We start from the raw sequence: 2,239 nt of genomic DNA, 5'->3' as shown, positions 1-2,239 counted from the left end.
TATTTATTGCTTTATTTACATTAATTTCTTGGTTGTAATCAGATGAGTACCTATTTAATCTAATCACTATCTAATTGGTAAATGAGAGAAAAGCTCAAGGCAAAAAGGTTGTGCGTGAGAGTTGAATTCTTATTGCGATCCACTACAATGCCGCAAAGTAACATATACTTGTATGACCTATATTAGTGGCTGCAAATAAAGTTGTTCTGGTGTAATCCCTAAGAGATTACAAGCTATACCTAATTATGTTTAATAGAATGTCGAGGACATTTTCATGGCAAATGAAATTAATTTAGATTTAGATCCTGTCGAAACGCGTGAATGGCTGGATGCTTTCCAAGCTGTATTAGCCACCGATGGCGCTGATCGCTGTGCTTTTCTTTTACACCAACTTTTTAATAAGGCAAATTTAGAGGGTGTAAAATTAACTCCCTTACTGAATACTCCTTACAGGAATACCATTAAACTTTACGAAGAAAAGCAAATGCCACCTGATGAAGGAATGAGTAAACGCATCAATGCTTTAATTCGTTGGAATGCTGTGGCTATGGTGCTTCGTGCTGGAAAATCTGCACCAGAACTTGGTGGACATATCGCTTCATACGCTTCCTCATCGACGCTTTATGAAGTAGGGTTTAACCATTTTTTTAAAGCTCAAAATGGTGAAAATGGTGGTGATCTGCTTTACATTCAAGGCCATTCTTCGCCGGGAATTTATGCACGTGCATTTCTTGAAGGTCGTTTAAGTGAGGCTCAGTTAGCTAATTTTAGACAAGAAGTGGAGGTGGAAGGTTTATCTTCTTACCCTCATCCTTGGTTAATGCCCAATTTTTGGCAATTTCCTACAGTTTCAATGGGATTAGGCCCATTACAAGCGATTTATCAAGCTCGTTTTCTTAAATATTTGGAAAACAGAGGTCTTATTAAAGCAACCGGTAGAAAAGTATGGGCATTTCTTGGGGATGGGGAAACCGATGAACCAGAATCACTGGGTGCATTAAGTATTGCTGCTCGTGAAAAGCTTGATAATCTTATTTTTGTTGTTAACTGTAATTTACAACGACTGGATGGACCAGTTCGCGGTAATGGCAAAATTATTCAAGAGCTGGAAAGGGTATTCAGTGGTGCTGGATGGAATGTGATTAAAGTGATTTGGGGTGGACGCTGGGATTCTTTATTGGCACAAGATAAAGATGGTTGGCTGCAAAAACGCATGGAAGAATGTCTTGATGGTGAATACCAGGCCTATAAGGCAAATAATGGTGCTTATGTAAGACAACATTTTTTTAATAAGTACCCTGAATTGGCGAAAATGGTTGAGAATTATTCAGATGATGAGATTTGGCGTTTAAATAGAGGCGGTCACGATTCACAAAAAGTATTTACAGCCTATGCGCAGGCAGTAGAACATAAAGGTAGTCCTACAGTAATTCTGGCTAAAACTATTAAAGGTTATGGTATGGGGGCTGCTGGCGAAGGTCAAAATATAACACATCAGCAAAAAAAGATGACTCTAGAGCAGTTGCAAGTATTTAGAGATCGCTTCAATATTCCAGTTAGCGATGAACAAATAGCAGATATTCCATTTTATAAACCTGCTGATGACAGTCCAGAAATTAAGTACATTAAAAAACAAAGAGAATCATTGGGAGGATATCTTCCTGCACGTAGTGTCGAAGTAGAACCACTGAAAGTACCGAAACTTGCTGATTTTGCGTCAGTTACTAAAGGCATGGGTGATCGAGAAATTTCTACTACTATGGCTTTTGTACGTATTCTTTCGGTTTTATTGAAAAATAAAGAAATTAGTTCGCGAATTGTTCCAATTGTACCTGATGAATGTAGAACTTTTGGTATGGAAGGACTATTTCGTCAAATTGGTATTTACTCACCTGTGGGCCAACTTTATACACCAGTAGATCATGAGCAAATTATGTTCTATCGAGAAGCAACGGACGGGCAAATTTTAGAAGAGGGTATTAATGAGGCGGGAGCTTTCTGTTCATGGATGGCTGCAGCTACTTCATACAGTTCAAATAAATTGGCAATGATTCCATTTTATATCTACTATTCTATGTTTGGTTTTCAACGTATTGGTGATTTGGCCTGGGCTGCCGGAGACATGCAGGCTAGAGGATTCTTATTAGGGGGAACGGCTGGTCGAACTACACTAGCAGGGGAAGGTTTGCAACATCAAGATGGTCATAGCCATATTCTTGCTTCAACAATTCCTAATTGT

General features: G+C 38.7%; 1 protein-coding gene. It reads left to right on the top strand.

Translation table 11 applies throughout. The features are described 5' to 3' along the window. Positions 1–274: 274 nt before the first annotated feature. The coding region (aceE, locus tag WA877_RS00235; protein WP_425168937.1) for a pyruvate dehydrogenase (acetyl-transferring), homodimeric type at positions 275–2,239 on the top strand (1,965 nt) is incomplete at its 3' end.

The organism is Legionella sp., from assembly GCF_049790535.1.
Classification (GTDB): Bacteria; Pseudomonadota; Gammaproteobacteria; order Legionellales; family Legionellaceae; genus Legionella.
The sequence above is the reverse complement of the archived record's forward strand: the minus strand, read 5'-3'. Positions and strand labels throughout refer to the sequence as shown.